Consider the following 26,544-nt stretch of genomic DNA (forward strand, 5'->3'; position numbering starts at 1 on the left):
TACAAAAAAATTGTATGCATTAAAAAAATATTTTAATTATAGTTTATGTGTGTTATGATGATTAGGATTTGAAATACAACCATTTTGAAAACGGTTTCATTCGAAGAGTATAGGATGTGACAAAGATGAAAAAGAAGGATCAACATATATTTGACTTTGCTATTAGAACGGCTGATATGCTTGTAAAAATGTTTGGCCCTCATTGTGAAGTAGGTGTTCATGATTTCTCGGATTTTAAGAAATCGCTTATACATCTTGCCGGTAATGTAACTGGTCGTTCAATTGGTGCTCCAATTACGGATTTAGTTTTGAACGAATTAGCAAAGGGTAACTATGAAGCAGAGGATCTTGCCAACTATAAAACGCAGACACCAAAAGGAAATGTAATGAAATCATCGACCGTTTTCTTACGTGATGAACATAATAAAATTATTGGCGCGCTATGTATGAACTACGACATAAGCTTGATGATGCAATTTGGTGGTGTCCTTGAAACGTTAACAAACTTTAATGAAGAAGATACAAAGGATGAAACTTTCTTTACATCCGTACAGGATATTGTTCACGAAATGGTGGAACAAGTCCTTCAACCGTATAAAAAAGCACCTGCAAGTATGACGATTGATGAAAAAATTGAGGCAGTGAAAAAGTTAGAGGAAAAAGGGACCTTCTTAATTAAAGGAGCCAATGAATATGTTGCTTCTATTTTAGGAGTTTCTAAGTTTACTATTTATAATTATTTACAAAAAATAAAAGTGATGAATGAGAATGAGAACGAAAACACGCATGAGTATGTTTAAGATAAAGAGTCAGTTAATGATAAAGGAGCATAATATATGAAATATAGATCAGCATTTGATATTATCGGCCCAGTTATGATCGGACCTTCTAGCTCACATACAGCTGGGGCTGCTCGGATTGGAAGGGTAGCTCGGACCTTATTTGGCAGGCAGCCAACGAAGGCGGAAATATATCTTTATGGTTCATTTGCGAAAACGTATAAGGGACATGGAACAGATGTGGCAATTGTAGGGGGAATTCTTGATTACGATACGTTTGATGAACGCATACCTGGATCGCTTCAATTAGCCGAGCAACTGGGAATGGAAATCGTGTTTTCTGTTGAAGAAGCAGTTGTTGATCATCCAAATACTGTGCGCATTAAATTGTTTGATGATGATAAAGAAATGGAGCTCGTTGGTATTTCCATTGGTGGAGGTTCTATTGAAATAATTGAATTAAATTCATTTGCGCTCAAACTTACAGGTGAACATCCTGCTATCTTAGTGGTTCATAATGACCAATTTGGTGTAATTTCAAAAGTTACTTACCTTTTAGCACAACATGAAATAAACATCGGTCATATGGAAGTGTCAAGAAAAGAAAAAGGAAAAATGGCATTAATGGTCATTGAAGTAGACCAAAATATTGATCAAAACTTAATGGACGAAATTGCTCAGTTACCACATATCACTCAAGTCATCAAGATGGTGGATTAATGACAGCATGTAGGAGGGATGTATATGTTATTTAAGAACGCGGCAGAATTAGTAGAAATAGCAGAAAGAGAGCAAATCAAAATTGCAGAAGTGATGATTCGCCAAGAAGTTAAAGTATCAGGGCGCACACGTGAAGATATTATTGCCCAAATGGATCGTAATCTTACCGTTATGGAACAAGCAGTAGAGAGAGGTTTAAATGGTGTAACTTCTGTTTCTGGGTTAACAGGAGGAGACGCGGTTTTATTACAAAAATATATAAAAAGTGGAAAAGCACTTTCTGGTCATACACTGCTAGATGCTGTTAGCAAAGCTGTTGCTACAAATGAAGTAAATGCAGCAATGGGAACTATTTGTGCCACACCAACAGCGGGTTCCGCAGGCGTTGTACCTGGAACGCTGTTTGCCGTTAAGGATGTACTTAATCCAACAAGAGAGGAAATGATTGAATTCTTATTTACATCTGCAGCTTTTGGCTTTATTGTTGCCAATAATGCATCCATTTCCGGAGCAGCTGGTGGCTGCCAAGCAGAGGTGGGGTCAGCGAGTGGTATGGCAGCTGCAGCTATTACAGAAATGGCAGGCGGTTCACCTTCTCAAGCAGCACATGCGATGGCGATTACTTTAAAAAATATGCTCGGTTTAGTATGTGATCCTGTAGCTGGATTGGTAGAAGTCCCTTGTGTGAAAAGAAACGCAATGGGTGCTTCAAATGCGATGACAGCAGCAGACATGGCATTAGCAGGGATCACAAGTAGAATTCCATGTGATGAAGTGATTGATGCCATGTACCGAATTGGTCAAACGATGCCTTCTGCGTTAAGAGAAACGGCTGAAGGTGGGTTAGCGGCCACACCAACAGGTAGAAGATTAGAAAAAGAGATTTTTGGGAACAAAGCTAAAGCAGTTAAATAATATGATAGAGCACTTTAAATAAACATTCTTGTCTCGTGTCTATACGATTCAAGAGCGTTTATTTTTTTGTTTGTTTAGCAGCAGTATGGCTAATAAGGAATGAGATGTGGGAGAAAGAAGTAGAGCAAAGATCGCTAGGTACTCTTTTTATCAAAATCAAATGAAAAAGTCTTAGGAGTGCTTATCATTCAATACGATATTCGTACCCATGTTCATCTTTTGCACAGATTACAATGAAGTACAGGCATAGATAGCATAAGAGAAGACCACTACAAAAGTGGTCTAATGTAAAATGGATTACAAAGGTGGTTGACGCTGGTGTATTTTGTCTATTATCCTCGTTCCCAAAACCTTTGTTTACCTACATTTTGTATATAAGTTTTAAAAGGGCCGTTTGTGATTGTTACTCCAGGTTTATTAATAATTCCAACTTCTTGGATTAAGTACATGCCACTTCGAGAAGAGCCAATCGGTTTATAATGATTAAATTGTTCAATTATATAGCTCTTTGCTTTTTGATTAAAGTGAGGTGTAGCTCCTCTTCCAGATACGACAAATAGGCTGTCATAAACCAGGGGAGAACCTGTTAAAAAGGAATCGTCGACTTGAAGCGTACTACCATCAGTTCCATTCAATGTTTCCTGTGTTTCACTAATAATGAAGGGGCGAGTTTTTGCAGCGAGCAGCTGTTGTAATAATGGACGTACAATAGCTGCATCATATTGGTCAGCTACGATGATTCCCACCTTTAACGTAGCTGGAGAAAAAGTGGTGTTTGCCATACTAAGTGCTTTAGAGGACGCAGTTTCTGATGATTCTTTCACATTTGGTGGCTGGACACCAATTTTATGTGCCACGGATGTGGCCAGATCGTGGCTAATATGACCAATAAGGTTGACTACATTTTGCCTGACCATTTTACTTTTTACTTTACCTAATTCAAAGCTAAAAGCTAAGAAGATATGATTCCTTTCAACATCACTCATACTATTCCAAAATAACCTCGCCTGAGAAAAGTGGTCTGTAAAACTTGGAGCAGTTTTTCGAACTTTCATGCCTTCAACTTCAGAAGGGTATGTGAGAAACCCACCTCTTGCTGGGGGTACTTCATAAGGTGTATTGTTTTGCAAGGAATTATTGTGATAAGCGACTTTGTCCTTATCGATAATATATCTGGCTGCACCGTCTCGTTGGTTGTTATGAAATGGACAAACAGGACGATTAATAGGAATTTGTTGAAAATTTGTTCCTACACGATATATTTGTGTATCTGAATAGGAAAAAATACGCGTTTGTAGTAGGGGGTCATTAGAGAAGTCAATACCACGGACGATACTACCAGGGTGAAGAGCAACTTGTTCTGTTTCGGCAAAAACATTATCAACATTTCGATTCAATGTCATTTTACCTATTTTCCGTACGGGAACAAGCTCTTCTGGCCATAATTTAGTCGCATCTAGAATATCAAAGTCGAATTTAAATTCGTCTTCTTCATTAATGACTTGTATGCCTAATTCATACTCAGCAAAATGACCTTCTTCGATATTTTCCCATAAATCTCTGCGGTGAAAATCGGCATCTGCTCCGCCTAGTTTTTGTGCTTCATCCCAAATTAACGAGTGCAGTCCAAGTACAGGCTTCCAATGAAATTTAACAAATCTCGCTTCGTTATTTTTATTAACCAGTCTAAATGTATGGACGCCGAAGCCCTCCATCGTTCTAAAACTACGGGGAATGGTTCGGTCGGACATAATCCACATCATCATTGCTGCAGATTCTTCATTGCTCGAAATGAAATCCCAAAAAGTGTCATGAGCTGTTTGACCTTGTGGAATTTCATTATGCGGTTCTGGTTTTACTGCATGAATGAGATCTGGAAATTTAATCCCGTCTTGAATAAAGAAGATGGGAATATTATTCCCTACCAGGTCAAAATTGCCTTCTTCTGTATAAAATTTTGTCGCAAATCCCCGCACATCTCGGTTCGTTTCATTTACCCCTCTAGAGCCCGCCACCTGAGAAAAACGGACGAATACAGGTGTTTCTAAACTAGGATCTTGAAGAAAATGAGCCATTGTTATATCTTCTAACGATTCATATACGCGAAAAACCCCATGTGCAGCAAATCCCCTCGCGTGAACTACTCTCTCAGGAATACGCTCTCTATCAAAATGAGCCATTTTATCCTGAAATATAAAATCCTCCATCAAGGTGGGACCGCGTTCACCAGCTGTTAGAGTATTTTCGTCATTCGCAATTTTTACCCCTTCATTAGTTGTTAACGGTTGATTTTTATTTTCACGTATGAATGCTTCTAATTGTTTCGTTTTTTTATTTTCTGGCTTTTTGCCTTCTCGCTCCACTACAGTCACCTCCATTATCAAAGGTATGATGACGGTAATAAAGTATGTATAAAATTTTATGATATACGCTTTTGATGATCTTTTACGGCAATTAAAATCCCCTTGTTAATCCAATAATTGAAGTTCTCTGGCGGGAAAACACCACGCCTTTGTGAAGATCCCATTTCAATAATAATACTACTATCACTAACATCCAAAACCTTCAAAGATTTTGACAAACATAAGTTAGGTAAAAAACCATCTTTAATTTTAAACTCCATATTCTTTTTAATAGCCATCTAGATTCGCCTCCATTTGACAGGATGAATTAATGCGATAGACTAGGCTTTCATCCGCCTTATCATCTTGGGTAATATAGAACTTTATGTAAATCTGTATAGTAAAACCTTTTAAATGATTATTTTCCTTTGCTATACACTTGAATTGTTCAATTATAATGTAACCAATTTTCATGAGGTTTATCCTTATTTAAGAGTATTTCAGCAATGATGAAGAATAATAGAGAATAATGTTGTTGGTTTAAAAAATGAAAGGAGCAATAAGATATGGAATTTCCAATCATACATACAAATTTTTGGGATGCTATCATCGCTATTCCCATAGTGATGATCCTTACGCAAGTGTTAAAATATTTTCTAGGAATTAGTAAACCTTATGTGCCGACAGTGGCTATACTTATCGGGTTAATTGTATCAATATTTATAAGTCATAGAGGGGATCTCATTGCAGGTGTCTTTATGGGTTACTTTTACGGTTATGGGGCTATTGGTAGTTACGCTTCCCTTAAAACATCTTTGCTTTATTTTAGAAATAAAAAATAATGCAAAAGAGCAAAGAGTTATTAAAACGAAAAACACGAACAAATTTCCATTTGTCCGCGTTTATAAGGATATCATTCCGTTTTATTTGGCGTATGTGTCATAAATTGCATCCTTTCATTAAACATTGTTGGATAGGATAGGAATCCAAGTATAATACTCGTGATAACAGCAGAAGAAAGCAACATAAACAGAATCAACAATTGAAACATGACAGCCTGCACAGGATCAGCGCCTGCGATTATTTGTCCACTCATCATCCCAGGCAGTTGTACAAGCCCAATTGTTTTTTGACTTTCTATTGTCGGTATTGTACTTGCGCGAATACTTGTCATTAACTGACGGTGAATAGCTTGTTTCGGTGTACCTCCCAATGATAGCAGAAGCTCTACTTCTCCTGTTCTGTTTTCAATTTCTGCGGTAAATCGATTGAGAAATAATATCGATAGTACCATCGCATTACCAATAATCATTCCACTAATTGGAATCATGTATTGGGCAGTTGCTGGAATAATTTTAAGACTAATAAGGACACTTTGGGTCAACACTTCGATAAAGCAGTATGTAAGAATAAGTTTCCATGTAATGCCTTTGATCATCACACCTTTTTTTCTTGCATTATGTACGGCAGCAGTAATAATGAGAATAATCATTAAAAAGATATAGAAAAAGCTTTCTGAATCAAAAACGAATTGCAACACGTAACCGACCGCAAGAAGTTGGATGATTGATCGAATGGTCGCAATCAAGACATCTTTTTCAAGACCTAGCCTGAATGTTTTAGATAAGAGAATAGGAATAAGAACAAATATTAATGTCAGAGATAATTGAAAAAAAGTCATTTTTCCTCACCACCTTCAAAAAACTGCTTGACCTTATCATTTGAGGATGAAACAATTTCAGTGCTTTTTCCATATGCTGCTAGTTTGCCATCTATAATTACCCACGTCTCATCCCCTAAACGAAGTGCTTGATCAAGATTATGAGTAATCCAAACAATGGTTGTTTTCCTCTTTTGATTAATCGTTGTAATTAGTTGCTCAACTTCCCTTTGTGAAGTTTGATCAAGGGCTGATGTAACTTCGTCTAACAATAATATTGCTGGTTCATTCAGTAATGTCCGCGCGATAGACACCCTTTGTTGTTGCCCTCCAGAAAGGTCTGTTGCTTTGCGGTGAAGGAATTCTTCATTCAATCCAATCAAATTAAGCATTTCGATCGCCTTTTCTTTTGATAACTGTTTTCCATTGAGGGTTAGTGGCAACGATAAATTATCATAGACATCCCCTTCTATCATAATGGCTTTTTGCAGAACTATTCCTACATTACGACGTAGAACTGTTGGTGTAATGGTCGAAATATTCTCACCATGAATGAAAATGTCTCCAGATGAGGCTGACTTCATTCCATTACATAAATAGAATAGTGTAGATTTGCCCGAGCCTGATGGACCGACAACGGTCGTTATATTCCCGGAAGAAATAGTACCTGTTATGTCTTTAATAATTGATAATGAATCAGTGTGATAATGTACATGTTGAAATGAAATCGCTGTTTGCAAATATAACCACCCTTTTACATTTATGATTAATCTTTTTGTACAACCTTAGTATATCCTAAAGGATGAGATTGGTTAGATATTTAAAACATTCTTGCTTAAAATGAAAAAGAAATAACTTGATGTTCTTTAAAATAAAGCGGTCTAATGGTTACTTAGTAAAAAGACTTAACTTAATATTTGAAAAAAGAAAAGGATTTATTAAAGGTAGTAAAGAAATGAAAATATATCACAATGACAACAAAGAGGAGGTAAAAATGATGAAAAGATATGATTTAGCAGTGATTCCTGGTGATGGTATAGGGAAAGAGGTTGTACCTTCTGCCGTTAAAGTGCTCCAAACAGCAGCGACTTTACATGGCGGTATTCAATTAGAGACAACTGAACTTCCATGGGGGTGCGACTATTATCTCGAACATGGCAAAATGATGAGTGATGACGGTCTAGAGCGACTGAAGAATTTTGATGCGATTTTTTTAGGGGCAGTAGGAGATCCGAACAAAGTTCCCGATCATATTTCATTATGGGGTTTACTTATTCACATTAGGAGAGAATTTGAGCAGACTATTAATATCCGGCCAGCAAAATTATTCAAAGGGCTAACCTCCCCTCTCGTTGATCCAGGGGCATTTAATTTTCTAGTTGTACGTGAAAATAGTGAGGGTGAGTATAGTGAATCTGGTGGGAGGATACATAAAGGAACAGACGAAATCGCTATCCAAAACGCCATTTTTACGAGAAAAGCAACGGAAAGAGTAATGGATTATGCGTTTAAACAAGCTGTTCTTCGTAAGGGTCATGTCACTTCAGCTACAAAATCTAACGGTATTGTCCATTCGATGCCATTTTGGGATGAAGTGTTTAAAGATGTGAGTGAGCGCTATACAGGAGTGCGTACATCATCTGTGCATATTGATGCACTAGCTGCTTTTTTTGTTTCCAAACCGAGCGATTTCGATGTGATCGTTGCTAGTAATCTTTTTGGAGATATTTTAACTGATATTGGTGGAGCGATTATGGGGAGTATTGGTATAGCCCCTGCTGGAAACATCAATATAAATGGGAAATATCCGTCTATGTTTGAGCCTGTACATGGTTCAGCGCCAGATATTTATGGTAAAGGAATAGCCAATCCAATCGGGCAAATATGGACGGCTTCGTTAATGTTAGATCATTTAGGTGAAGTAGCACTAGCTAGAGAGGTCTTACGAGCAATGGAAGAAGTTACTGATGCAGGGGTAAAGACGAGAGATATTGGCGGAAATGCTACGACTGATGAAGTGACAAATAAGATTTGTCTTCAATTACAAAATAATATTGGCTGAATGTAGGGAGGTTGAAGATATTTGATGAATCAAATGTTTAGTTATTTATTCGTACCTGCGATTTCTACCAAGATGGTAAATAAGGCTTTAACAATTAAACAATCGGCCATCATACTAGACTTAGAGGATTCTGTTGCCCATTCCAAAAAGCATGTAGCCAGAGAGAAGGTCTCTGGTTATATGAGTGAACTTAATAAATGGGATAGGCAAAGGGTATATATTAGGATTAATGATAGTGAAAGTCCGTATTTTTATCATGATCTTCAATTAGTTAAAGTATGTAAGCCACGGGGACTATTTATCCCAAAAACAGAAGATAAAAACATGATAAAGGAGATAGCTACTTATTTGGCAGACGAATCGATAGCTCTTATTCCCTTAATTGAAACGGCAAAAGGGATACATTATTCATTTGACATTGCCACTGCAACAGAAACCGTTGAAAGACTGGCTTTTGGTGCGGTTGATTATTGTTTAGATACAAATATTGAGGTAGGAGAGGGGAGGGAAGAGTTATTATACGCACGTTCGCAACTAGTAAACGCTTCAGCAGCAGCTAAAACACTACCACCTATTGATTCCGTGTTCCTTCATTTAGAGAATAGCAATGATTTCATTAAAGAAACAACCCATGGCAGGAAACTAGGCTTTGCTGGTAAATTAGCGATTCATCCAAAGCAAGTCGTACGAATCAATGATGTGTATCATCAAGAGAATCACAACCGTATTTATGAGGCTAAAGAAGTGATTAGACTGTTTGAAAACGCTGAGAAAGAGGGAAAAGCATCAATTAATGTGAATGGGCGTTTAGTGGATTATCCCGTTTATAAACAGGCTAAGAAATTACTACAGATAAATAGTGAGAGTAATGAATCAAAGTGATGACACTTTATATTTTGAACTGTCAAATGTTTGATACGCTAGTATTAGCTGACCTTTGTCATCGAACACTTAGTTTTACTACTCTTTAAAATAAATTTCTGAAAAGTATAGACAATTGTAATTGGATTTTGTATCCTGTTTTAAAAGGGAGTAAAGGGTGAGTGATCATTGACGATTGATGTTGATTTGAAATTAGATAATCGTGATACACTGCATTTAAAAGTATGTAATGTTCTCCGAGAAGCAATTATAAAAGGTCAGTTTAAACCTGGTGAACGATTAAAACAATCAGATTTAGCAGAAAAACTCGGTGTTAGTAGAATGCCGATTAGAGAAGCATTGAGAAAATTAGAATCTGAAGGCTTAATTACCCTAGTACCACATAAAGGAGCTATTGTTAAAACGATTCATTTATCAGATTTACAAGAGGTGTACACCTTAAGAGCACAGTTAGAGAAGATGGCTTTTATCCAAAGTGCAAAGCTGCTTACAGATACTGAAATCACGAGATTAATAGATCTTGTTCATTTAATGGAAGATAGTGAAGATGTAGATGAATTTGTTGAAAGAAATATAGAATTTCATCAATTATTATTAAAGCACTGCCATTGGGAGAGATTAAATGGTTTTATTGACTCACTATGGAATGGGCTACCACAACAAACCCCACATTTTATTACAGGTCAGACGGCTACATCAAATGAAGAGCATCAGGAGATTATCAAAGCGATTAGAGAGAAAAGATTTGAGCATGCAGGTGAGATTTTGTCTCATCATATTTTAAGAACAGGTGAATCACTTATTCATAGTTTAAAAAATGAAAGAATGAAATAAATATTGATTCATCAGGAAGGCAGCACGAATTTTTCAGAGCTGCCTTATCTTTTGCAAACGTTTACTTTAACGAAGGAAGGATGAATGGACAATGGCTTTAACGGAGAAAATTTCAGAATATATAGTTAATTTAGACTATCAAGATTTACCAAAAGATGTGATTGAATTCACGAAAGTATGTATTTTAGATTGGTACGGTTCAGCAATAGCAGGCATAGATGAACCACCAGTTGTTGCTTTAAAAGAGACGTTATTTGAAATGGGAGGGAATGAACAGGCAACCCTTATTTCCGGTGAAAGGACTTCTCTTGCAAATGCTGCCATGATTCATAGTGCTGCTAGCCATATAGTGGAGTTAGATGATATTCATAAAGGGTCGATTATTCATGCAGCAACAGTTGTGATTCCTGCTGCTTTATCTGTGTGTGAAGCGTATGACTTATCAATAGAAGAATTAATTACGAGTATCGTCATCGGCTATGAAGTTTGTTATCGTATCGGGGAAGCGGTTACGCCTAGTCATTATTATTATTGGCATAATACTGCAACATGTGGCACTTTCGGAGCAGCAGCTGCAGCAGCAAAGTTATTAGGGCTTAATAAACAACAAATCGTTCATGCTTTGGGGAATGCAGGGACACAGGCAGCGGGGTTATGGGAATTTATTGAAGACGGAGCCAATTCAAAACAGCTTCATACTGCAAAGGCATCCTATAATGGTGTACTTGCAGCACTACTTGCAAAAAAAGGCTTTACAGGTGCCTCAAAGATATTAGAGGGTGATCGTGGTTTTTTCAAGGCAATGAGTGATTCGTACAACGAACAAAAGATTGTTGAAGGACTCGGTGAGCAGTTTAAAATAATGGAAAATGGTTTTAAGCTTTATGCTTCCTGTCGTCATACCCATCCGAGTATGGACTGTGTGCATACATTGATGAACAAACATTCAATAGACTCTACTGAAATTGAAAAAATCCTCATAGAAACCTATCAAACTGTATTAGATATAACGGATAATCCCAAACCTCGTTCCATTTATGCAGCAAAATTTAGTGTACAATTCTGTGTTAGCTTAATCGCTCTTAAAGGCAGCGCTTTTCTACAAGACTTTAATAAAAGAACATTAAATAATAGTGAAATTAGAGAAATGATGAATAAAGTACGAGTAGCATCAACAAAGGAATTTACGGATGCCTATCCAGAACAATGGGGTGCCAAGGTAACTATTGTCTTAAGGAATAAAGAAAGTTATCGTTTCGCGACTGAATTTCCAAAAGGAGACCCAGAGAATCCTGCCAGCAAAAAACAAATGGTTGAGAAGTTCCAGTCATTAGTGGCTCATAAAATTACAGATGTAGATCAAAGAGTAGATGATATATACAATATTGAAAATGTAAAAATAAAGGATTGGCTACTGGTAAATAGCCCAATTGTAAATGGAAATGAGGCTTGATGATGAAAGTGATTGCTTATGACCATATAGTGGAACAAGTAGCGAAGCTTTGTCAGGAAGCGAACTTTGACCTTGGCGAAGACGTTATTTCTGCTTTTCGACAAGCGGTAGAAACAGAAAGATCACCAATTGGAAAAGATATACTGTTAGATTTAATTGAAAATGCGAATATCGCTACAGAAAACCGTGTGCCTATGTGTCAGGATACAGGTGTTTCCGTTTTTATAGTTGAATTAGGTCAAGACTGTTTGATTAAAGGTGGAACAATTACAAGTGCCATTAATGAAGGTGTAATGAAAGGATATAAAGACGGATATTTAAGGCATTCTATCGTCAATAATCCCCTGACAAGAGATAAATCTGAAACATATAACAGCCCTGCCATTATTCATATCGAAATGAAAGCCGGAGATCAACTCGTTATCCATATGTCGGCAAAAGGGGGAGGGAGTGAGAATATGAGTGCACTTAAAATGTTAACCCCAGCAGATGGTATCGAAGGCGTAAAAGAGTTCATCTTAACAACCGTTGAAAATGCAGGACCAAATGCTTGTCCACCTCTAGTTGTTGGAATTGGAATTGGTGGGAATTTTGAACGCTGCGCTTATTTAGCTAAAAAATCATTGTTTAGGCCGATTGGTCAACATCATCAGTCTCCAATAGTTGCCCAATTAGAAAAAGATTTAATGAAGAACATGAATGAAATGGGGATTGGTCCTCAAGGATTAGGTGGCGATACAACTGCCATAGATGTAAAGATCGAGTTAGAACCATGTCATATCGCTGCACTTCCTGTGGCTGTTAATTTAAATTGTCATGCGTCAAGACATAAAGAATTGAGAATGTGAGGCTGATAAAATTGGAAAAAAAGCAATTATCACTACCCTTAAAACCAGAAGAGTTGGAAACATTAAGGGCCGGGCAGCAAGTCGAATTAACTGGCTTAATATATACAGCGAGAGACGCAGCCCACAAAAAAATTTATGATCTTTTATCTCAACAAGAAACGGTCCCATTCACGTTAGAAAATGCTTTTATTTATTACGTTGGTCCGACCCCAGCAAAACCTAATCAAGTGATTGGTTCCGCTGGTCCAACTACTAGTAGCAGAATGGATAAATATACACCATTATTATTAGAGCATGGCTTAAAAGGAATGATTGGAAAAGGATATCGAAATGAAGAAGTAAAGGAAAGTATAAAAAGAAACAAAGCCGTTTATTTAGCAGCAATAGGGGGAACCGGTGCACTTCTTTCTACGGCTATTAGAGAGGCTGAGGTTGTGGCATTTCCTGAGTTAGGTCCAGAGGCAGTATATAGGCTCACAGTAGAACATTTTCCAGCTACAGTAATTATCGATTCTTTAGGTAATGACTGGTATATACAAGCAAGAGAGAAGTTTCAACAAGAAAGATCAACTCTTTAATCATTTATTACTATTCTAAAAAAGGACAAAGTCTCACATGTCTATCAATTGTATCCATTATCCCAAACAAATTATCTATTTTATTAATAAAATATTGAATATTATTAATATATATAATAGTATAATTAATAAATTCAGAAAATTCTAATTAGGTGGTGTGGAGAGATGGAGTTCGAATATACAAGTGAAAACCAACAAGTCTTACAAATGGTAAAGGAGTTTGTCCGAAAAGAAGTGTCACCCCACATTAAATATTATGAGAAAAATCAATTATTCCCGAAAGATATTTTTGAAAAAATGGGGAATCTAGGTTTTTTTGGTGCTTGTTTTCCTGAGCAATATGGCGGGTCTGAATTATCATTGCTGAAGAAATATCGAAAGCACATCCATCGTTAGGTTATGCCTTTAATATGCAAGCAATGACCTGTCCTTTTACAATATTAAATTGGGGAAATAAGCAGCAAATTGAAAAATATGTTCCTTCTCTAATAAAGGCTGAGAAAATTGGTATGTTCGCTCTTACTGAATCTGGTGGTGGCTCAGATCCTGCTGGAGCAATGAAGACAACGGCTGTTTTAGATGGTGATGAGTACGTACTGAACGGATCAAAAATGTGGATTACTTTTGCAAATGAGGCAGATGTAGGTGTGTTGTTTGCGAGAACCAATCCAGAAGCTGGTCATAATGGCATTTCTGCATTTATTATTGAGACTAATGTACCAGGGTTTTATGCAAAACCAATCGAAATTAGCTCTCTAGGATTTATGACAAGAAGCTGTGAAGTATTTTTAGAGGATTATCGAATCCCCAAAAGTCAATTATTAGGGAAAGAGGGAGAAGGCTTTAAAATTGCAATGAACGCCCTTGATTATGGACGCTTAACGGTTTCTTCACGATTGGTTGGCATTGCTCAAGGTTGTATTGATGAGTCGATATCTTATGCAAACGAACGAGAAGTGAGTGGTGTACCGATTGGTCAATATCAAATGATTCAACATTTGATTGCGGATATGGTAGTAGAAACAGAGGCTGCAAGATTGCTTACGTATAAAAGCGCTTACTTAAAAGATAAAGGCGAAGCGGCGACTAGACAAAGTGCATACGCAAAATATTTTGCTTCCGAAGTAGCTACCAAAGCTGCAAGAAGTGCGTTAGAGATATTTGGTGGCAATGGTATCGCAGATGAATATCCGATTATGAAGTATGTAAACTATGCGAATATGCTTCACTTTGGTGAAGGGTCGGCAAATATTCAACGTATACTGATTGCCAATGATGCCTTAGGGGAAAAGGATGCTAATCGTCATCATATCGAAAGAAAGTATTCTTTAAGTAGTGATATTCAAAAGGTGAGGGTGTAGTCGATGAGTGAAAGGCAACCACTTGAAGGCGTTAAAGTATTGGATTTATCTCGTGTATATGCAGGACCTGGGGGTTCAATGATATTAGCAGATTTAGGTGCTGATGTCATCAGAATAGAGGCACCGAACGGTACAGATAGTATGAGAGATTGGGTTCCTTTCATAGGTGGAGAAAGTACGTATTATTTTACCGCTAATCGTAATAAAAAATCAGTCGAGTTGGATTTGAAAAATCAAAAAGGGAAGGATATCTTTCTAAAGCTCGTACAAGAGGCAGATATTGTCTTAGAAAACTTTAAAACAGGTACTTTGAAAAAGTTAGGTCTCGACCTAGATCAACTTAAAAAGGTAAAAAAAGATATTATATTATGTTCGGTTACCGGATATGGGCAAACGGGACCGTATAAAGGGGAACCGGGATTTGATCCTGTTATGCAAGCGATAGGTGGTTTAATGGAAGTTACTGGATTTTCAGAGGGCGAGGCGACAAGAGTGGGACTTCCACTAGTCGATATTATGACTTCACAATATGTAACAATAGCGATTCTAGCAGCACTAAGACAAAGAGATCAAACAGGAAAGGAACAATATATTGATCTATCCCTATTTGAAGTACAATTAAGTGCACTTGCCAATGTAGCAAGTAGTTATTTAAATACAGGTACTGTTTCCACAAGAGTTGGCAATGATCATAGTTATATTGTTCCTTATCAAGTATTTAAATGCAGTGACCGCCCATTAATGGTTTGTTGTGGTAATGATAAATTATTTGCGAATTTTTGCGTTGTTTTAAATCATGAAGAATGGATTGGGGACGATAGGTTTAAAACGAATCAAGCCAGAGTAACTAACCGTGAAGAGTTAACAAAAAAGATCGCAGATATGATGATAACCAAAACGGCAGATGAATGGTTCACTCTATTATCACAAGTAGGTGTTCCAGCTGGACCAGTAAATAATATTGAACAAGTTTTTCAACATCCTCAAGTTGAGGCGAGAGAAGTTGTAGAAGAAGTTTCCCATGTAAAGCTTGGACATATTAAATTGGTGAAAAGTCCACTCAAAAATTCTACGCTAAATGTTAAAACAAAAGCAGGGCCACCTGTTTTAGGACAACATACAGAAGAACTTCTACATGCATTAGGGTATCAAAAATTAGAGATTGATCAACTGAGAAAAGAGGGAGTTATTGGTTCGTTAGCCAAGTGGAAAGTGTGATTATGCACAATAATGGAGGTGTTTCCAATGAAAAAGATTCTTCTATTGACTTTATTTTTTGTATGTATTTTATTAAATGGCTGTAGTCAACAGACATCCAATGAAAGCGCTTCCGATGAGGTGTATGTGATGGATATAAATAATTGGCAGCCATCTACACATCACTATGCTTATAATGCGTGGGAGCCATGGAAAAAGATGGTGGAAGAAAAGACGAATGGAAGAGTTAAAGTCAATATTTATCATGGGAGTGCCTTAGGAAAGTCTAGCTCTGTTTATCAAGATATAAAAGGAGGGCTCTATGATGTAAGTCTTCTCGTAACGAACTATTTTTATGATACCCCTTTTTTTCCTTATACAATCGGTAGTTTACCATTTGCATTACAAGGACCTGTTGAGGCAAACAAAGTTTTAAGTAAATTCGAAGATCGATTTGCAGACAAAGGGTTAGATAATGTCATCCTTATGCCACCAACATCAACAGATGCCTATGATTTATTTTCTACTACTCCTATTCACACAATGGAAGATTTACAGAATAAAAAAATGAGAATGAGCGGAAAAGGCGAAAATGCCTTTATTCAATCATTAGGAGGAACGCCAGTATCGATCACATCTGAAGGCATATACGAAGGATTAGAAAAGGGGATGATTGATACCGCATTTTATACACCTATTGGCGGTGAAGCAGTAAGGTATTATGAACCTGCCCCTTATATTACACAAATGTCAGTACTCGTAAACCCACTCATTCCTGTAATGAATAAAAACTTCTATGATCAGCTCCCGCCAGATTTACAAAAAATATTTACAGAAGAATTGAATCCTGCGTTATCAGAAATGTTTACAAAGAGTTATGTTACAGAGTTAGCTGCTTCTAATGAGCAGTTAGAGAAAGCAGTTGAAAAAAGAGGCGAATATATTAAACTTTCTACAGAAGAAGACATTAAGTATCGTGAAGCAGGTAAAGGTGCTTGGGAGTTATGGATAGAAGATGCCAATAAACGTGGATATGATGGAGAAGAAATGGTCGAAGCTTTTTTTGAAATTCTCCGTGAAGAAGGTTACCCTTTACCATTTGAAAATTAAAACAGTTAAGGTGGTGGAATGCATGAGAAAGCTGGAAGAGATCATACACTTTTTAACAGCAATAACAAAATATATTGCGTTAGCAACGATGACACTGATGATGATATTTATTACCTTTGCTGTAATTAGTCGGATATTATTTTCACCTATTATCGGTGATATCGAAATTGTTCAGTTAGGTATGGTAGTGCTAATCATGTGTGGTTTGGCTTATACAGAACAAGTAAACGGACATATTACCATAGATATTATCACAAGCAGACTTTCATATAAGTGGCAACGCGTCTTAGAGATATTTGGCGCCTTTCTTACATTTATTATTACCATCCTCATTGCCTATATATATCTTCATGTCGGGATCTTTCATCAACTAACAATGCCTATATCTACTACTCTTTTAGAAATCCCGTTTTATCCCTTTGATTATATCATTACATTCGGCTTTCTCATGTGGGGAGCTGAGGCTTTTCTAAGAATGCTCAAGCTCATCTTTTCATTAAATCATGAAAATATAGGAGGTGATGAACATGCCGGTTGAATGGTTTGGCGTTATCGTTATTTTGATCATGTTTGTTTTAATGTTTTTTAAAGTACCCATTGCTATCGCAATGGTTGTACCAGCCGTACTAGGAATCTTTTATTTGAAAGGTTGGACGGCATTAGCCACAGTTGTTGAAACAGTGACATGGGATCATAGTTTTAGTTATACGTTAAGCACTATCCCTATGTTTGTTCTAATGGGAGAATTATTATTTATCTGTGGAATTAGTACAGAGCTCTTTAATACTTTCAGACTTTGGCTTAGTAGATTAAGAGGTGGACTTGGGATGGCGACAATTGCATCTTCTGCTGTTTTTGCGGCCGCTTCAGGTTCAAGCCTTGCAAATACTGCCACAATGGGTGTCATTGCATCAAAGGAAATGCTAAAGGCTGGTTATAACAAATCATTAACCGGAGGAACGATTGTCGCGGGAGGAACATTGGGTGTGCTCATTCCACCAAGTACTTTGTTTATTCTATATGGGATGATGACTGAACAATCTATTGGACAGCTTTTAGTGGCTGGCATTATACCGGGGCTGATGCTTATCATCTTATATATGATTACTGTATTTGTGGCTGTTTCTGTAAGGCCAGAGTTAGCACCAATGATTCATACAAAGGTGGAGTGGAAGGATCGTTTCATCGCATTGAAATCTACAATATGGATTATTTTGTTATTTGGCATTGTGATTGGGGGGATGTATATCGGCTGGTTTAACCCAACTGAAGCAGCAGGGATTGGGGCATTCTTTACGTTTATTTTTGCATTAATCAGAAGGAAATTAACGATTCAGTCATTTGTTAAAGCATTATCTGCTACTTTAAAAACAACAGGATTTTTATTTGCCATAATTATTATGGCATTTATCTTAAATTACTTCCTAACAATTACGAGATTACCTTTTCTATTAGCGGATATTTTCGAATCTATCTCAGTTCCCCCTTTTCTATTATTTGTGCTTATTATTCTTATGTACATTTTATTAGGAATGGTGATGGATGCTCTTGCTATGGTTGTTGTTACATTACCGATTATTCTACCGATTATTCTAGCGATGGATATGAATTTAATTTGGTTCGGTGTCATTATTGTTTTGGTGATGGAAATGGCAATGATCACACCTCCTGTTGGCATGAATTGTTTTGTACTAAGAGGATCAGCCCCTGACCTTTCTTTAGAACAAATTTTTAAAGGAACAAGTTTATTTTTGATTCCCATTTTCCTATTAATTATTATTCTTTATCTTTTTCCTGATATTGCTCTGTTTTTGCCTAAAAATATGTATTAAGAGGAGGTTGAATATATGTTTACGAGTGACGACCTTAAACCAATGTTAGAACCAAACGCAATAGCTATTATTGGAGCTAGTGGAGACGAAACGAAAATCAGCTATAAACCGATAGCGAATTTAAAAGAGGTAGGCTATCAAGGTGAAGTTTATCTTGTAAATCCAAAATATGAAGAGATATTAGGTTTTCCATGCTATCAGAAGATAGAAGAACTACCTGAATATATTGACTTAGCATTGATTTGTGTAGCAGCTAAACGTGTATTATCTATTATTAAACAATTACATGCGAAGAAGGTAAAAAGTATATTGATTTTTAGTTCTGGATTTACAGAAATAGGTGGAGAGGGAGAGAAGTTAGAGGAAGAGATAAGGGAGTATTCAAAAGGAAACCATTTGCCGATTTGCGGTCCAAATTCTCTTGGGTTATTTAACTTAAATAAACAGATGATTGCTTCCTTTTCCAGTTTAAAAGCATGTGATTCTGCAGCGATTGCATTCGTTACACAAAGCGGAGCAATGGGTTCTTTAACTCATACATTAGCAACTGAAATGGGTATCGGATTTCAAGTTTTTGTATCTAGCGGAAATGAAAGCACGGTTGATTTCTTTGAGTATATTGATTATTTTGCTAAAAGTCCTGACATAAAAGTCATTGGTGGATATTTAGAGGGAGCAAGAAATATAACTAAAATGAATCGTGCAATAAAGGCAAGTCATGAAAATAATAAACCAATAGTATTAATGAAAGTTGGCACGTCAGTTATCGGGGCGGATGCGGCTAGTTCGCATACCGCATCATTAGCAGGAAATGCGAAGATTTATCAATCTTATTTTGCTGCAAACAATGTGGTTCTTGTTGATGATGAGGAAGAATTAATTGATACATTATCACTGTTTCATTATGCTAAAAATATCTCTAAAGACGGAGGGGCGGTTATCGTCACACAATCAGGTGGTGCAGGCATAATGATGGCTGACCAATGTGAACGTAAAGGAATGAAGCTTGCCACTTTAAAAGCAGAAACGAAAGAGAGATTATCACAAACTCTTCCAGCTTTTGCTTCTATTAAAAACCCAGTTGATATGACGGCACAAGTGAATCAAAATCCTCAACAAATACTTGATACTCTAACTGTGTTAGTTGAAGCAATTGAAGTGCAATCCATCGTGCTTTATATTCAAATGACGGATCATTTATTTACACCTATTATCGACAAACTTAGTAAGTTGATTAAACAAGCAAATAAGCCCGTTGTTGTTTGTTGGTCTGGAATACAGGAAGCAACAAAAAAGGCGGTCTTTAAGGAAAAAAGTATTCCTTGGATCCCTACACCAACACGGACCATTAATGCCCTTGCACATGTCGTAAATTACTATACGGCAGAAAAGCAAGCTTACGGTCAAATGAGAAAAGAAATTCGTAAGCAGACACCCATGATCGTTAATGAAAAACTAAATGAATGGGAAGGGAAGCAACTATTACAATCGATTGGTATAAAAGTGCCTAAAGGTTCTTTTGTTCGTAATCAAGAAGATCTGCATGAGCATAGTCTTTCTTTTCCTCTTGTCTTAAAAGGAGTTTCGAAGGAGATCACTCATAAATCAGACTATCAGTTGGTTCAAACAAAAATCAACAGTCAACAAGAGTTACTTCAATTTTATGAAGGCATGATTAATAGGATAAAGCATCATCATATCGAACATCTTATCGAAGGAATGATGATTGAAGAAATGGCAGATGAAGGAGTTGAGGTGATTATTGGAGCCATTAACGACCCTACATTTGGACCGACAATCATGTTTGGTATCGGTGGGGTATTTACGGAAGTCCTTGAGGATGTTGTTTTCTTGCCTGCACCAATTACAGAGGCTCAAGCGTTACAAATGATTGCTTCTATTAAGGCATTTCCACTTCTAAATGGAGTGAGGGGAAAACCTAAGTCAGATATAAAAGCATTGGCATTAACGATACAATCTTTATCAGAATTTTGTTTATCTCATCAAGGGGAATGGAAAGAAATGGAATTTAATCCAATCCTTGTCCATAAAGAAGGTAAAGGTGTTACAGCGGTTGACGCTGTCATTGTTGGGAAAAAACAAGTAGAGATCTATAGTTGATTCACTTACCCTTATTAGGCAAAGTGCAGGAACCTCATTAATAAGGGGGGTTATATACTTAAATCAAATAGGGCTTCTGTTCAGTTACAAACGATAAAAACTTCTGTATTCCTCCAGCAATTACGGTATCTTGATGGTAAACAAGGTGAGAGTGACGATACAAATGCAAGTCATCACTAATTGGAATGATTTGGAGCTTACCATTTTCAATCTCTTCTTGTACCGAGATACTTGGCAAGAAAGAAATCCCGAGATTAATCTCGATCATTTTTTTCGTTGCATGGATGTCGTTAAGCTCCATTCCTGTTTTCATATGGAAACCATAGGAAGATAGCTTTTGTTCAATTTGTGCCCAGTAGTTTGACTCTTTCCCATAAACGATGAAGGTTTCATCAGCTAAGTCACTTAAATGAGGACTTGGAATATTTGTTAAACGACTGTTAGCTGAGGCAACGAGTACAATGGGATCTTGACCAATATGATGGCTGACTAAATCTTCTTCTATAAACTCTTTTTGAGCGGAACGTGCAATGGCAAAATGCACTTCACGATGATAAAGCATATCGATCATTTTAGGTGTAAAAGCGGTATGTAGTATGATTTCAATTGTAGGATAGGAAATATGAAAGCTTTCTAAAATTTTTGGTAAGATCCAGTAACAAAATGAATCGGAAGTCACTAGAGAGAGGGAACCTTTATACCCTTCTTTATATTGAGTGAGTGATTTTTCGGCTTCTTTTACTAATGAAAGAATTTGTGTGGAATAAGGATAAAGAATCTTTCCGGCATCTGTTAAGCTACCTAATGATTTATTTTTACGATTGAATAATTGCAGCCCTAATTGGTCTTCTAAAGATTTGATTTGAGAGCTAACTGTTGGTTGTGAAATACAAAGTTCCTCAGCAGCTTTAGAAAAGTTATTATGTTTATATACTGATAGAAATACTTCTAATTGTTTAATATCCATTCTAATAACGCTCCTTACATGTTTTCCTGCTCCCACTATTTTACCATATAGATATCAGATAATTTATATCATTCAAAAAACAATTTTTATTTCGTTGACAAAAAAAATTTTTGTATATAAAATTACTGAAAAAGGATAATGAAGGGGTAGAAAAGATGGATGAGCATGTAAAGAAGGCGAAGAGAAAATATAATGTACCTGCAGTGGACAGTGCATTTAAAATCCTTACATTATTGAGTCGAAAAAAGTTTAGTAAAAGTAACTTAACTGAAATTGCAAATGCCTTATCATTAACCCCAACAACATGTTACCGCATACTGCAAAAGTTAGAAGAGCTATCCGTTGTACGTTATGATCAAAGCTCTAAAAGATATAGTCTTGGCCCCTATTTAGTTGTTTTAGGAGAAAGAGCGAAAGAGAATATTCTAGATTTATCTGTTATTATGCCATACTTGGAAAGATTAACAGAAGAAACTGGATTAACGAGTTTCCTAGTCAATCGAATTGGTGAGAAAAAATCGACCATCATTGCTAAGGTAGAAGCAGAACAATTTGGAATAAATGTATCAGTAGGTAGACATTTCTCAATTGTAGATGGTGCTTATGGTAAGTGTTTGTTAGCTAATCTAAGGCGAGAAGAAGCAAAACGGTTAATTGATTATAATGATGGTCTTCGTCCTTTAACGGAAAACGAAATGAAAGAATTATTAGCAGAGTTAGAAATGATAAAAATAAAGGGATATGCCATTTCATATGGGGAATATATTGATGGTTTAATTGGCATTGCTGCACCGATTTTTAATAATACAAATACAGTGGAGATGTCCATTTCATTAGTCGGCTTAACCAGTCAGTTGCAAGGAGCGGAAGCGGAAAGAATTGGTGAACTAATAAAGGGAATTGCGAATGAAATTACAATTAAATTAGGCGGAGATCGCCCATTAGTCTAATTAGAAAAGACATTATTATTCAATCAGAAAATAGCGAGTAATAATGTCTTTTTTGCAGAAAATTGAATGTAGTTAAATAATCTTAATTTTCTAATTTTTTATTGACAAAAAAATTTTTAATATATAAAATCTTAATAAATATCATATTTTTGAAATGGAGGTAGTTTCATGGATTTAAAGAATAAAGTAGCGATAGTTACTGGCGCTGGGAAGGGAATCGGTAGAGAGATTAGTCTTTTATTAGCTCAACATGGCGCCCAAATAGTCGTTGGTGACTTGAATGTAGAAGCATGTGAATCTGTCGTGAATGAAATTGAAAAGGTTGGATCAAGGGGATTAGCAGTTAAAGTAGATGTTGCCAAAAAAGAAAGTGTTGAGGAGCTTTTCTCCAAGACAATTAGTCATTTTGGTGATATAGATGTGCTTGTTAATAATGCAGGAATTACACGTGATGCAATGCTTCATAAAATGACAGAAGAGCAATTTGACCAAGTGATTCAAGTACATATGAAAGGGACATTCTTATGTATGCAAGCTGCGGCACTTCATATGAGAAAACAAGAAAAGGGGAAGATTGTTAATATCTCATCCATTGCCGGTAAGGTTGGTAATATGGGGCAAGTGAATTATGCTGGCGCTAAGGCAGGAATTGTTGGCATGACGAAAGCTGCAGCAAAAGAATTAGCTAAATTCCAGGTCAATGTGAACGCCATTCAACCTGGTTTTATTGAAACAGATATGACCAAAGCCATTCCTGACAAGTTAAAGGAGTTGAAAATAGCAGAAATACCGATGCAAAAAGTAGGTCAACCGCTTGATATCGCTAAAGCTGCCGTTTTCTTAAGCTCTAATTATGCTGACTATATCACTGGGAACGTAATTGAAGTAACGGGTGGCAGATATATGTAAGCGATTGCAAAACATGAAAAATATATCGATTCATTTTTAATCTCTCTTCTCAAATCTACAAAATGATCTAACAACATCCTCAACCAAGATACATCCTGAAATACTCGCTGTTAACTTCTTTGTAAAAGACCAAACCCAATAAAAACATATGTATACCAATCTATTAGGTATGACTGCTTTCATAAGGATTACTAAAAATAAATGCATAGATGGAGGGTTATCATGTCAATTAAAAACGCTGCTGCGATTGTCGGAGTAGGTGATATTGAGCTTGAGGAAGGAAAAGTAAAAGACGGTTTATCTGTCTTACAAATTCAAGCAATCGCAGCAAAACGAGCACTAGATGATGCAGGTTTAACAAAGTCTGATGTAGACGGTCTGTTTGTTGCTGGTCTATGGGGAGTACCTGGTGTTGGTACATTTCCTTCTGTTGTAATAGGAGAATATTTAGGGATTGAGCCAAACTATACAGATTCTACACAGATAGGCGGTTCTTCATTTGAAGCTCATATTGGCCATGCTGCAGCTGCCATTCAAGCAGGGCTTTGTGAAGTAGCATTAATTTTATATGGAAGTACACAGAAGTCAGAGAGATCGCGATCTTTAGCAGGAAGACCACCTACGTTTACTGCACAATATGAAACACCTTTTGGCTTACCTTCACCAGCTGGTGCATACGCAATGGCGGCAAATCGCCACATGCATCAATACGGAACAACCAATGAAGACTTAGCAGAAATAGCAGTAGCAACAAGAAAGTGGGCTCAATTAAATCCATATGCGACAAAAAGGGATACGATATCCATTGAGGATGTTCTGAAATCGCCAATGATTACTGATCCTCTTCATATACTAGATTGCTGTCTTGTAACAGATGGAGCAGGGGCAGTAGTGCTTGTATCACCCGAACGGGCAAAGGATTGCCGGAAAAAACCGGTCTGGATCCTTGGTCAAGGGGAGGCACATAGTCATTGGTCTATTCAGGCGATGCCTGACTTAACCATGACATCTGCTGCGCAGTCAGGTAAACGCGCGTTTGAGATGGCCGGAGTTGGCCATGATGACATTGATTTCGTTGAAATCTATGACTCTTTCACGATCACGGTGCTGCTCACATTAGAATCTTTAGGTTTTTGTAAACGTGGTGAAGGTGGCGATTTTGTGAAAAATCAACGTACAGCTCCAGGCGGTGATTTTCCGATGAATACGAACGGCGGGGGCCTTTCATATGCCCATCCAGGTATGTACGGTATTTTTTTAATTATTGAAGCGGTTAGGCAACTAAGAGGTGAGTGTGGAGAGAGACAAGTGAAAGAAGCAAAAATAGGACTTGTAAATGGAACAGGTGGAACACTTTCCTCAACATCAGTCGTCATTTTAGGGAGGGACTAAACAGATGGATAAGATAATGAAGCCATTACCAATTATTGATAATGATTCGAAGTTTTTTTGGGAAGGGTGTGAGAAAGGAAAATTATTCATACAACAATGTCAAAGCTGCTCTTTGCATATCTTTTACCCACGTATTCTATGTCCTCACTGTGGAGAGGAAAACGTTACTTGGGTAGAAGCAAGCGGAGAAGGGACGATCTATTCTTATACAATTGCGCGAAGGGCTGGCGGCCCTGCGTTTAAAGACGATTTGCCGTATTGTGTTGCCCTCATCGATCTAAAAGAAGGGGTTAGGATGATGACGAACATTATTGATACGGATATGGAAGCAATTCATTGCAATCAACAAGTAAAAGTCGTCTTTCAAAAAGTCGGAGAGATGACGCTACCCATGTTTACGCCTGTATAACTTTGTTTTCATTGGCCATATCTGGATGGGAGGTTATTACATGAATAAAGGGAATAAAATGCTTCCATTAGTACTGCTGCTATTACTATGTTTTCTTTTAGCTGGATGTAACTCTGCACCTCAAGCTTCGTTGCTCGCAGATGAATCGGGCCTAGCTGAGCAAATGACGTGGAGTGTTTATGATGTAGGCTCTGGTGGTTATGCAGAAATGTCGGCTATTGCGAATGTGTTGACAGAAAAATATGATACAAAGGTGAGAATGCTTCCATCTGCAAGTGGTGTTGGAAGAATGGTCCCTTTAAGGCGTGAAATTGCTTCTGTAGGCAAAGTGGGAGATGAAATTCAACTGGCATTCGAAGGAAAGGAAGAATTCACTTCAAAAAAATGGGGACCGCAAAATGTTCGAGCTTATTGGGCACCCATTAGTCAATTCGGATTTGCGGTGAGAGAAAACTCAGATATACAAACTCTCAAAGATCTAAGGGGAAAGAAAATTCCAATAATAGCTGGAAACACTTCCGTCAATTTGAAAAATGAAGCAATGCTTGCTTTCGCCGGCTTAACTTGGAATGATGTGGAGCCAGTAAAAATCACTTCCTATTCAGGACAAGGAGAAGCGCTTATCCAAGGGCAAATTGATGTTGCCGGTATTAATCCGACTGCATCTACAATGTTTGAAGCCCATAGTAAAGGTGGGATTCGTTGGTTAGAAATGGATAAAGATGACAACGGGGGATGGGCAAGAGTTGAGGAAGTGGCTGCGTGGTTATTTCCTATTAATACAAAACAAGGAGCAGGTATGGAAACAGGTATGGATGTCATGGGACATGGCTATTTAATTGGTGGATACGCAGATCAAAGTGAAGAGGCAGTCTATCAGTTTATTAAATCGTTAAATGATTCTTTCCATTTATATGGCGATGCCCTACCTAATCTAGCTCTATATAGTAAGGATGAAGTCTTAACAGAGCCAAAAGGGATTCCGTTTCATGAGGGCACAATTCGTTTCTTTAAAGAAGAAGGCTTATGGAGTGAAGAAAAACAACAAAAAAATGATCAATTAATAGAACGGTACGAAGCGTTAAATGAAGTATGGGAAAAAACGGTTGCCTACGCTGAAAAAGAAGAATTAACAGATGAGGAATTTGAAGCGCTCTGGTTACAGGAACGGGAATCTGTAAATTAGGAATGAGAGAATCATAACCATCCATTCTGATAAATGT

General features: G+C 37.1%; 26 protein-coding genes and 1 pseudogene. 22 read left to right on the top strand and 5 right to left on the bottom strand.

The genetic code is table 11. From position 1 onward, the window contains the following. The first annotated feature begins 125 nt into the window (after positions 1–125). The 3 genes from LG276_RS11300 to sdaAA are packed head-to-tail and all read left to right on the top strand — an operon-like array spanning position 126 to position 2,414. Positions 126–800 carry a transcriptional regulator gene (locus LG276_RS11300; RefSeq protein ID WP_224936356.1) on the top strand — a complete coding sequence of 225 codons (675 nt, stop codon included), beginning with the start codon at positions 126–128 and terminating at the stop codon, positions 798–800. Between the two features lie 36 nt (positions 801–836). Next, a complete protein-coding gene (gene sdaAB / locus LG276_RS11305) occupies positions 837–1,499 on the top strand; it encodes an L-serine ammonia-lyase, iron-sulfur-dependent subunit beta (protein ID WP_224936357.1) in 663 nt (220 codons plus the stop codon). A 24-nt stretch (positions 1,500–1,523) separates the two neighbouring features. Further along, positions 1,524–2,414, top strand: a complete 891-nt coding sequence (gene sdaAA / locus LG276_RS11310) for an L-serine ammonia-lyase, iron-sulfur-dependent, subunit alpha (RefSeq protein ID WP_251161543.1) — start codon at positions 1,524–1,526, stop codon at positions 2,412–2,414. Between the two features lie 332 nt (positions 2,415–2,746). Here the strand turns inward: sdaAA and LG276_RS11315 are convergent, their stop codons facing one another. Both LG276_RS11315 and LG276_RS11320 read right to left on the bottom strand, forming a co-directional pair. After that, positions 2,747–4,777, bottom strand: a complete 2,031-nt coding sequence (locus LG276_RS11315) for a catalase (RefSeq protein ID WP_251161544.1) — start codon at positions 4,775–4,777, stop codon at positions 2,747–2,749. Positions 4,778–4,833: 56 nt separating this feature from the next. Continuing rightward, the gene (locus LG276_RS11320) at positions 4,834–5,055 is read right to left on the bottom strand and encodes a hypothetical protein (protein ID WP_095373379.1); all 222 of its coding nucleotides are present in this window, start codon (positions 5,053–5,055) and stop codon (positions 4,834–4,836) included. Positions 5,056–5,322: 267 nt separating this feature from the next. Between LG276_RS11320 and LG276_RS11325 the strand changes: the two genes are divergently transcribed. Beyond that, the gene (locus tag LG276_RS11325; RefSeq protein WP_251161545.1) at positions 5,323–5,598 is read left to right on the top strand and encodes a hypothetical protein; all 276 of its coding nucleotides are present in this window, start codon (positions 5,323–5,325) and stop codon (positions 5,596–5,598) included. Between the two features lie 71 nt (positions 5,599–5,669). Here LG276_RS11325 and LG276_RS11330 read toward each other — a convergent pair whose 3' ends face one another. Continuing rightward, positions 5,670–6,437: an ABC transporter permease gene (locus tag LG276_RS11330; RefSeq protein ID WP_251161546.1), complete on the bottom strand. Its 768-nt coding sequence runs from the start codon at positions 6,435–6,437 to the stop codon at positions 5,670–5,672. Beyond that, positions 6,434–7,156 carry an ATP-binding cassette domain-containing protein gene (locus LG276_RS11335; protein ID WP_251161547.1) on the bottom strand — a complete coding sequence of 241 codons (723 nt, stop codon included), beginning with the start codon at positions 7,154–7,156 and terminating at the stop codon, positions 6,434–6,436. The genes LG276_RS11330 and LG276_RS11335 overlap by 4 nt, the downstream gene beginning before the upstream one ends. Positions 7,157–7,413: 257 nt before the next feature. On the opposite strand from LG276_RS11335, the gene LG276_RS11340 reads away from it, so the two are divergent. The 13 genes and pseudogenes from LG276_RS11340 to LG276_RS11400 all read left to right on the top strand — a co-directional run bounded on the left by LG276_RS11340 (position 7,414) and on the right by LG276_RS11400 (position 20,694). Beyond that, a complete protein-coding gene (locus tag LG276_RS11340) occupies positions 7,414–8,478 on the top strand; it encodes a tartrate dehydrogenase (protein ID WP_285840849.1) in 1,065 nt (354 codons plus the stop codon). 24 nt (positions 8,479–8,502) lie between these two features. Beyond that, on the top strand, positions 8,503–9,360 hold the full coding sequence (locus tag LG276_RS11345) for a CoA ester lyase (protein ID WP_251162008.1): 858 nt from the start codon (positions 8,503–8,505) through the stop codon (positions 9,358–9,360). Positions 9,361–9,528: 168 nt separating this feature from the next. Beyond that, positions 9,529–10,194 (top strand): GntR family transcriptional regulator, encoded by a 666-nt coding sequence (locus LG276_RS11350; RefSeq protein ID WP_224936365.1) that lies wholly within the window; start codon positions 9,529–9,531, stop codon positions 10,192–10,194. Positions 10,195–10,285: 91 nt separating this feature from the next. Continuing rightward, positions 10,286–11,647, top strand: a complete 1,362-nt coding sequence (locus LG276_RS11355; RefSeq protein ID WP_251161549.1) for an MmgE/PrpD family protein — start codon at positions 10,286–10,288, stop codon at positions 11,645–11,647. Between the two features lie 2 nt (positions 11,648–11,649). Beyond that, complete coding sequence (locus LG276_RS11360) at positions 11,650–12,495, top strand: fumarate hydratase (RefSeq protein WP_224936367.1); 846 nt, start codon at positions 11,650–11,652, stop codon at positions 12,493–12,495. A gap of 11 nt (positions 12,496–12,506) precedes the next feature. Further along, the gene (locus LG276_RS11365) at positions 12,507–13,073 is read left to right on the top strand and encodes a Fe-S-containing hydro-lyase (RefSeq protein ID WP_251161550.1); all 567 of its coding nucleotides are present in this window, start codon (positions 12,507–12,509) and stop codon (positions 13,071–13,073) included. 207 nt (positions 13,074–13,280) lie between these two features. After that, positions 13,281–13,810 (top strand): annotated as a pseudogene (locus LG276_RS11370) (acyl-CoA dehydrogenase family protein); the annotation flags it as partial. 27 nt (positions 13,811–13,837) lie between these two features. Next, positions 13,838–14,434, top strand: coding sequence for an acyl-CoA dehydrogenase family protein (locus LG276_RS11375; RefSeq protein WP_285852022.1), 597 nt, complete (start codon positions 13,838–13,840; stop codon positions 14,432–14,434). Between the two features lie 3 nt (positions 14,435–14,437). Then, positions 14,438–15,652 (top strand): CaiB/BaiF CoA-transferase family protein, encoded by a 1,215-nt coding sequence (locus LG276_RS11380; protein WP_251161551.1) that lies wholly within the window; start codon positions 14,438–14,440, stop codon positions 15,650–15,652. Between the two features lie 27 nt (positions 15,653–15,679). After that, positions 15,680–16,741 carry a TRAP transporter substrate-binding protein gene (locus tag LG276_RS11385; RefSeq protein ID WP_251161552.1) on the top strand — a complete coding sequence of 354 codons (1,062 nt, stop codon included), beginning with the start codon at positions 15,680–15,682 and terminating at the stop codon, positions 16,739–16,741. A 22-nt stretch (positions 16,742–16,763) separates the two neighbouring features. Further along, entirely contained in the window at positions 16,764–17,279 is a 516-nt protein-coding gene (locus LG276_RS11390) for a TRAP transporter small permease (RefSeq protein WP_251161553.1), read from the top strand. After that, positions 17,269–18,573 (top strand): TRAP transporter large permease, encoded by a 1,305-nt coding sequence (locus tag LG276_RS11395; RefSeq protein ID WP_224936373.1) that lies wholly within the window; start codon positions 17,269–17,271, stop codon positions 18,571–18,573. Before LG276_RS11390 ends, LG276_RS11395 begins: the two co-directional genes overlap by 11 nt. Positions 18,574–18,588: 15 nt before the next feature. Then, complete coding sequence (locus LG276_RS11400) at positions 18,589–20,694, top strand: acetate--CoA ligase family protein (protein ID WP_251161554.1); 2,106 nt, start codon at positions 18,589–18,591, stop codon at positions 20,692–20,694. Between the two features lie 58 nt (positions 20,695–20,752). Here LG276_RS11400 and LG276_RS11405 read toward each other — a convergent pair whose 3' ends face one another. Then, the gene (locus tag LG276_RS11405; RefSeq protein WP_251161555.1) at positions 20,753–21,661 is read right to left on the bottom strand and encodes a LysR family transcriptional regulator; all 909 of its coding nucleotides are present in this window, start codon (positions 21,659–21,661) and stop codon (positions 20,753–20,755) included. A 155-nt stretch (positions 21,662–21,816) separates the two neighbouring features. Between LG276_RS11405 and LG276_RS11410 the strand changes: the two genes are divergently transcribed. The 5 genes from LG276_RS11410 (at position 21,817) to LG276_RS11430 (ending at position 26,507) form a co-directional block, all read left to right on the top strand. Next, the gene (locus tag LG276_RS11410; RefSeq protein ID WP_251161556.1) at positions 21,817–22,611 is read left to right on the top strand and encodes an IclR family transcriptional regulator; all 795 of its coding nucleotides are present in this window, start codon (positions 21,817–21,819) and stop codon (positions 22,609–22,611) included. 168 nt (positions 22,612–22,779) lie between these two features. Next, positions 22,780–23,520: a 3-oxoacyl-ACP reductase FabG gene (gene fabG, locus LG276_RS11415; RefSeq protein ID WP_251161557.1), complete on the top strand. Its 741-nt coding sequence runs from the start codon at positions 22,780–22,782 to the stop codon at positions 23,518–23,520. Between the two features lie 222 nt (positions 23,521–23,742). Next, positions 23,743–24,912: an acetyl-CoA acetyltransferase gene (locus tag LG276_RS11420; protein ID WP_251161558.1), complete on the top strand. Its 1,170-nt coding sequence runs from the start codon at positions 23,743–23,745 to the stop codon at positions 24,910–24,912. 4 nt (positions 24,913–24,916) lie between these two features. Continuing rightward, positions 24,917–25,321, top strand: coding sequence for a Zn-ribbon domain-containing OB-fold protein (locus LG276_RS11425; RefSeq protein WP_251161559.1), 405 nt, complete (start codon positions 24,917–24,919; stop codon positions 25,319–25,321). Between the two features lie 40 nt (positions 25,322–25,361). After that, a complete protein-coding gene (locus LG276_RS11430; protein ID WP_251161560.1) occupies positions 25,362–26,507 on the top strand; it encodes a TAXI family TRAP transporter solute-binding subunit in 1,146 nt (381 codons plus the stop codon). Positions 26,508–26,544 lie beyond the last annotated feature (37 nt).

This window comes from Cytobacillus kochii (assembly GCF_044790165.1).
Lineage (GTDB): Bacteria > Bacillota > Bacilli > Bacillales > Cytobacillaceae > Cytobacillus > Cytobacillus kochii.